Consider the following 7,421-nt stretch of genomic DNA (forward strand, 5'->3'; position numbering starts at 1 on the left):
AGCTGGAGATAAGGGATGCTGTTTCGGAATGCGGTTAAAGTATAGGCCGGGAGAGCAGGATAAGAAAAAATAACATAACCGAGGTGGACAGATTTGACGGGGAAAACAGAACTGCAAAACCAGGAAATGATTGTCGTGCTAGACTTTGGCAGTCAGTACAATCAGCTGATAACTAGAAGGATCCGCGAGTTTGGGGTATACAGTGAGCTTCACCCCCATACAATCACAGCAGAAGAAATCAAGGAAATGAATCCGAGCGGCATCATTTTCTCCGGCGGCCCGAACAGTGTATACGGCGAAAATGCCTTCGGCTGCGATGAAAGAATTTTTGAGCTGGGCTTGCCTATTTTCGGCATCTGCTACGGCATGCAGCTGATGACTATGCACTTCGGAGGCAAAGTTGAGCGCGCGAAGCACAGAGAGTATGGCAAAGCTGTCCTGACACTCGAACATGAGTCCAAGCTTTTTGCCGGACTTCCGAATGAGCAGACAGTCTGGATGAGCCATGGTGACCTTGTTACAGAAGCGCCTGAAGGTTTTTCTGTTGATGGAATCAATCCTTCCTGCCCAATCGCTGCGATGAGCAATGAAGAGCGCGGGCTTTATGCGGTTCAATTCCACCCGGAAGTCCGCCATTCTGTATACGGAAACGATATACTGAAGAACTTTGTCTTTGGCGTCTGCGGCTGCAAAGGCGAATGGTCAATGGAGAACTTCATTGAAATTGAAACAGAGAAAATTCGCCAGGCTGTAGGCGACAAGAAGGTTTTATGCGCACTGAGCGGAGGGGTGGATTCTTCTGTTGTCGCTGTCCTTATTCATAAAGCGATCGGCGATCAGCTGACATGTATTTTCGTGGACCATGGCCTGCTCCGGAAAGGAGAAGCCGAAAGTGTCATGAAGACCTTCTCTGAGGGCTTCAACATGAACGTTATTAAAGTTGATGCAAAAGACCGCTTCCTTAGCAAGCTGAAAGGTGTCAGCGATCCGGAACAAAAACGGAAAATCATCGGCAACGAATTTATATATGTGTTTGATGATGAAGCGGCCAGGCTGGAAGGAATTGAGTTCCTTGCCCAGGGAACTTTGTATACCGATATTATTGAAAGCGGCACGGCAACTGCCCAGACAATCAAGTCCCATCATAATGTTGGGGGATTGCCGGAGGATATGCAGTTTAAACTGATTGAGCCTTTGAATACTTTATTCAAGGATGAAGTCAGGGCATTGGGGACTGAGCTTGGTATCGCTGATGAAGTGGTTTGGAGGCAGCCATTCCCTGGACCAGGTCTCGGAATCCGTGTACTCGGAGAAATCTCAGATGAAAAGCTCGAAATTGTCCGTGAATCAGACGCTATTTTACGGGACGAAATCAAGAAGGCAGGTCTTGACCGCGATATCTGGCAGTACTTTACCGTTCTTCCTGATATCCGCAGCGTAGGGGTGATGGGTGATGCCCGTACCTATGATTATACAATCGGGATCCGCGCGGTAACCTCTATTGATGGAATGACTTCAGACTGGGCAAGGGTGCCATGGGATGTGCTGGAGATCATATCCACCCGAATCGTCAATGAAGTGGATCATATCAACCGTGTTGTATACGATATTACAAGCAAGCCGCCTGCAACAATTGAATGGGAATAAAAATACGAACATTAAAAAAGCGAACATGAAAAATGTTCGTTTTTTTTATTGACTGAAAATAGCGTTCCTGCTAAAATGAAGAAGAACTGAATATGTCGTATTACGTCGTATAATATCAGGGATATGGCCTGAAAGTTTCTACCGAGCTGCCGTAAATAGCTTGACTACGAGGTAAATGTTTATAGGGATCATTTTACTGAACTTATTATAAATTCCCCCTATAGGCAGGAACCTGTTGTCACGCTCCCGGAAACCGGCGGGCGTTTTTTATTTGGTTTTTACACTAGGGGGGAAAAGAATGAAAAAGTATTTCCAGTTTGAAGAGCTTGGCACGAATTACCGCCGCGAAATCATTGGCGGATTAACTACCTTTTTATCAATGGCCTATATCCTGGCCGTCAACCCGCTCACATTGTCATTGCAGTCGGTTCCGGATCTTCCTGACAGCATGAGGATGGATCAGGGTGCAGTCTTCGTGGCGACAGCCCTTGCTGCTGCCATCGGGTCGATCTTAATGGGCCTGATTGCTAAATATCCGATCGGACTTGCGCCGGGGATGGGCTTGAATGCGTTTTTCGCCTATACAGTCATATTGACGATGGGAATCTCCTGGCAGCATGCACTCGGCGGAGTGCTCATTTCCGGTCTGATTTTCATACTTCTCACGCTTTCAGGCATCAGGGAAAAAATAATCAATGCCATTCCTGCTGAACTGAAGTTTGCAGTAGGAGCTGGAATCGGGCTGTTCATCGCCTTTATCGGGTTCCAGAACGCCGGGATCATTGTCAATGATGATGCCGTCCTGCTCGGGCTTGGCGATCTTTCAGACGGAAATGTCCTTTTGGCCATCTTCGGTATTATGATTACGGTCATCTTAATGACAAAAAACGTCAAGGGCGGCATCTTCATCGGGATGGCAGTGACTGCTCTAGCCGGTATGATTTTCGGATTGATCAATGCTCCTGAAAGTATTGTAGGGGCTGTACCAAGCCTTGAGCCAACATTTGGAGCTGCTTTTACAGCATTTGGCGACAGCTCATTCTTTTCGACAGAAATGCTTGTCGTTGTTCTGACGTTCCTGTTCGTAGACTTCTTTGATACAGCAGGAACACTCGTCGCGGTCGCTAACCAGGCGGGTCTTATGAAAGGGAATGTCCTTCCGCGCGCAGGCAAAGGACTGCTGGCTGACTCTTGTGCCACTGTAGCGGGAGCCATACTAGGAACTTCAACAACAACATCTTATATTGAATCATCTGCTGGCGTGGCTGCCGGAGCAAGGACAGGATTCGCTGCCATTGTGACGGCTGCGTTCTTCTTGCTTTCGCTGTTCTTCTTCCCGCTGCTCGATGTAATAACAGCGCCAGTTACAGCTCCAGCGCTGATCATTGTTGGTGTCCTGATGGTCTCGTCGCTTGGGCAGATTGACTGGAAGAGATTCGAAATTGCTGTTCCAGCCTTCCTGACGATTATAGCTATGCCGCTCACATACAGCATTGCAACCGGAATCGCAATCGGCTTTATCTTCTACCCAATCACCATGATTGTAAAAGGCAAAGCTAAAGAAATCCATCCGATCATGTACTTCCTGTTTGCTGTGTTTGTCCTGTACTTTATTTTCTTGAAATAATCATTTCGGGAGCCTCCTTATACCGGGGGCTTTTTTTTGTGTGTATGGGATTGTCTTATGCTTGAGGCCCACAGGAAGTGGGTCATGCAGGCGTTGCCACAGGATGTGGCGTACTTAGCCTGCGTTCCTTAGTGAACAGTCGCCTCCGCTTTTCTTCTTGTCCAGCTCCGGGCGCTAGCCCCTCGAGTCATAAGCCAAACAGATCAAAAGGTTAAAGAGCAAACCTTTCGCTCTGTTCGTCTTATGCTTGTCGGGGCTGAGCAAGCGCCCTCCGCTTTTCTTCTTGTCCAGCTCCGGGCGCTAGCCCCTAGAGTCATAAGCCAAACAGATCAAAAGGTTAAAGAACAAACCTTTCGCTCTGTTCGTCTTATGCTTGTCGGGGCTGAGCAAGCGCCCTCCGCTTTTCTTTTTATTGACTTCCGATTTTGTCTTTTATAACATGAAACTACTTGATGGAGACTGAAAAGAGGAAGAGGATATGAAAACGCTTGAAGTGAAAAAGGCACTAAACAATAATGTACTGATCGGCCATCACCAGGAACATGGCGAGGTTGTCCTCATAGGAAAGGGGATTGGCTTCAGCCATAAGAAAGGTGATTTCATTGATGAAGCTTCCGTAGAAAAACTTTTTATCCTGAAGAATGAAAAAGAGCAGGAAAACTATATCAAGCTTCTCCCGCATGTGGACAATGAACTGCTGGATGTTATTATTTCCTCTCTTGAACTGATTAAGCAGCGGACTAACTCTGAATTGAATGAGCATATCCATGTGGCGCTGACCGACCACCTGATGTTCGCTGTCAGCAGGCTGTCCATTGGCATGGAAATGCGAAATCCCTTCCTGATTGAAACGAAAGCGCTGTATCCTTTCGAGTATGATGTCGCTAGAGATGTTGTCCAGCTGATTGGAGAAAGGGCGGGGGTGCACCTGCCTGAAGGGGAAGTTGGATTCATCGCCCTCCATATCCACAGTGCCGTCATGAACCGGAATCTTTCCGAGGTTAACCAGCACTCGCAGCTTGTGACCCATCTGGTTAATATGATTGAAGAACAGCTTGATATAAAAATCGATAAAGAAAGCATTGATTATATGAGGCTTGTCCGGCATCTAAGGTTTACAATCGAGAGGGTCCATACCGGCGAGCAGGTGGAAGAGCCAGAAAAAATTGCAGACCTCTTGAAGTCAGAGTATCCTGTGTGTTACAATCTTTCCTGGAAGCTCATTAAAGTGATGCAGCAAGCATTGCGAAAAAAGGTTTTTGATGCAGAAGCGGTGTATTTGACGATGCACCTGCAGAGGCTTCAAAAGAAAATCAAATAGATATCATAATTACGTGTTACTGATACGATCAGGCATGAGTGATTAGATAATTGAAAACAAGTTTTATGGGTAATATACACCTGTACAGCTTTTTTCGGTTATTTTTTCCCTCATGCCTTTTTTGCTTTCTGCTTAATTGTGCTCAGTATTGGAAACGCTTTATGAGCTTATAAAAAAAGGAGGAATTCACATGTTCAAAAAAGCTTTTGGTGTCTTGCAAAAAGTCGGCAAGGCATTAATGCTCCCGGTAGCGCTCCTTCCGGCTGCAGGTATCCTGCTAGCCTTTGGTAATGCTCTGCAAAACCCTGCGCTGCTTGATTTAGCACCATTCCTGGAAAATGGCGGAGTGGAAATGGTTGCTTCCGTCATGGAAAACGCCGGTAATATAGTCTTCAGCAACCTTGCCCTCTTATTTGCAGTTGGCGTTGCGGTTGGCCTTGCAGGCGGAGAAGGTGTAGCTGCCCTGGCTGCCATCATCGGTTACCTCATCATGAATGTAACGATGGGTACTGTATTGGGCATTGAAGCAAAAGACCTTGAAGGAAGTATGGAATATGCCAATGTACTGGGAATACCGACCCTCCAGACGGGTGTATTCGGCGGTATTATTGTAGGTATTCTCGCAGCATCCATGTATAATAAATTCTTTGAAATTGAGCTTCCGTCTTACTTAGGATTCTTTGCAGGAAAGCGCTTTGTACCTATTGCGACAGCTGCAAGTGCAGTAGTCCTTGGGCTTCTGATGATTATCATCTGGCCTCCAATCCAATCTGCACTTAACGCTTTTTCTCAAAACATGGTCCATGCCAACCTGACATTGTCAGCGTTTGTGTTTGGTGTTATTGAACGCTCTCTTATTCCTTTTGGACTGCACCATATCTTCTATTCACCATTCTGGTATGAGTTTGGGCAATATACAACAAATGCAGGTGAATTAGTGCGTGGTGACCAAAGGATCTTCATGGCAGAAATCAAGGACCGTGTCCAAGATCTAACAGCAGGTACTTTCATGACTGGTAAATTCCCGTTCATGATGTTCGGACTTCCGGCAGCTGCTTTGGCGATCTACCATGAAGCCCGTCCGGAAAGAAAAGCGATTGTCGGAGGCCTGATGGCTTCAGCAGCTTTGACTTCATTCCTGACTGGTATTACTGAGCCGCTGGAATTCTCATTCCTATTCGTTGCTCCTGTACTTTTCGGTATCCATGCTATTTTTGCCGGATTGTCCTTTATGACAATGCACCTATTGGACGTAAAAATTGGCATGACCTTCTCCGGAGGATTGATTGATTATATCCTGTTCGGTCTGATCAACCCTCAGACAAACGCATGGATTGTCATTCCGGTAGGTATTGTTTTTGCAGTTATCTACTACTTCGGCTTCCGTTTTGCGATCCGCAAGTTCAACCTTAAGACACCTGGACGCGAAGATGTTGAAGAAGAAGAGGAAGAGGCAGGAGGAGCAAGCAAAGGCGGAGATCTTCCTTACGAGATCCTTGAAGCAATGGGCGGACAGGAAAATATTTCGCACCTTGATGCTTGTATCACCCGACTGCGTGTATCTGTAAATGATATTAAAGATGTAGATAAAAACCGACTGAAGAAACTCGGCGCCTCTGGTGTACTTGAAGTCGGAAACAATATTCAGGCAATCTTCGGTCCAAGATCTGAAACGATTAAAGGCCAAATGAAGGATATTATGAGCGGCAAAAAACCGCGTCCGGTAGAAAAGGCTCCTGAAAAGGGCGTTGAGCAGCAAATCGAGGAAGTAAATCCAGAGGCGCTGCAGACAGAGCATAAGGGTGAAGATGTTTTCGTTTCTCCTATTAAAGGCGAAATCAAGCCGATTACAGATGTACCTGATGCTGTATTCTCCGGAAAAATGATGGGCGATGGCTTCGCGATCGTTCCAAGTGAAGGTACTATCGTTTCTCCGGTTGACGGAAAGATCGTCAATCTGTTCCCAACGAAGCACGCTCTTGGCCTTCTTTCAGATTCAGGCCGCGAAATTCTGATCCATGTCGGCATCGACACAGTCAACTTGAAAGGTAAGGGCTTTGAAACACTCGTTAAAGAAAATGACAGAGTGGAAAAAGGACAGCCTCTCTTGAAGGTCGACCTGGACTTTGTAAAAGAAAATGCACCATCCATAATGACGCCGATTGTATTTACTAATCTGGCTGAAGGCGAAACGGTTGTTATTAACAAAACCGGCAGCGTAGATATAAAAGAAGAAGATGTTATTACGATTAAGAAATAACCTTTTATAATATAATGGTAATGTAAGGCCGGCCGCAGACAGCGGCCGGCCTTTATAAATGGGATAAATTTCATGTATAAAAACATCTATTGTGATGTTGACGTGTATACAGGATCGGTGTTACTATAGGTGAGCAGTCGTTTTCGCCAGAAGCTTTCAACTTAATTGTTGAAAAAAAGTTGTTGACGAAGGCTGCGAGAAATGTTATTCTAATATAGTTGCTTTAAGAGAGCGACTGAGATTGTTCTTTGAAAACTGAACGAACAAAAACGTCAACGTTAATCTTATTTTTATCAGAGCTAAATCTTACTCTTATATGGAGAGTTTGATCCTGGCTCAGGACGAACGCTGGCGGCGTGCCTAATACATGCAAGTCGAGCGGACGGATGGGAGCTTGCTCCCTGAAGTCAGCGGCGGACGGGTGAGTAACACGTGGGCAACCTGCCTGTAAGACTGGGATAACTTCGGGAAACCGGAGCTAATACCGGATAATGCATATCCCCTCATGGGGATATGCTGAAAGATGGTTTCGGCTATCACTTACAGATGGGCCCGCGGCGCATTAG

The 7,421-nt window shown here is 46.0% G+C and carries 4 protein-coding genes, 1 rRNA gene and 1 riboswitch; all 5 genes read left to right on the forward strand.

What is annotated here, in order from left to right; genetic code table 11:
- The first annotated feature begins 126 nt into the window (after positions 1 to 126).
- The gene (guaA, locus tag FZD51_RS24670) at positions 127 to 1,647 is read left to right on the forward strand and encodes a glutamine-hydrolyzing GMP synthase (protein ID WP_187445887.1); all 1,521 of its coding nucleotides are present in this window, start codon (positions 127 to 129) and stop codon (positions 1,645 to 1,647) included.
- Positions 1,648 to 1,732: 85 nt separating this feature from the next.
- A riboswitch (purine riboswitch) is annotated at positions 1,733 to 1,834 on the forward strand.
- A gap of 111 nt (positions 1,835 to 1,945) precedes the next feature.
- On the forward strand, positions 1,946 to 3,274 hold the full coding sequence (locus FZD51_RS24675; protein WP_148977097.1) for an NCS2 family permease: 1,329 nt from the start codon (positions 1,946 to 1,948) through the stop codon (positions 3,272 to 3,274).
- 478 nt (positions 3,275 to 3,752) lie between these two features.
- Positions 3,753 to 4,595 (forward strand): glucose PTS transporter transcription antiterminator GlcT, encoded by an 843-nt coding sequence (gene glcT / locus FZD51_RS24680; RefSeq protein WP_009791724.1) that lies wholly within the window; start codon positions 3,753 to 3,755, stop codon positions 4,593 to 4,595.
- 190 nt (positions 4,596 to 4,785) lie between these two features.
- A complete protein-coding gene (gene ptsG / locus FZD51_RS24685; protein WP_148977098.1) occupies positions 4,786 to 6,855 on the forward strand; it encodes a glucose-specific PTS transporter subunit IIBC in 2,070 nt (689 codons plus the stop codon).
- 313 nt (positions 6,856 to 7,168) lie between these two features.
- Positions 7,169 to 7,421, forward strand: a 16S ribosomal RNA gene (locus FZD51_RS24690); the annotation flags it as partial.

This window comes from Bacillus infantis (assembly GCF_008180445.1).
Classification (GTDB): domain Bacteria; phylum Bacillota; class Bacilli; order Bacillales; family Cytobacillaceae; genus Bacillus_AB; species Bacillus_AB infantis_B.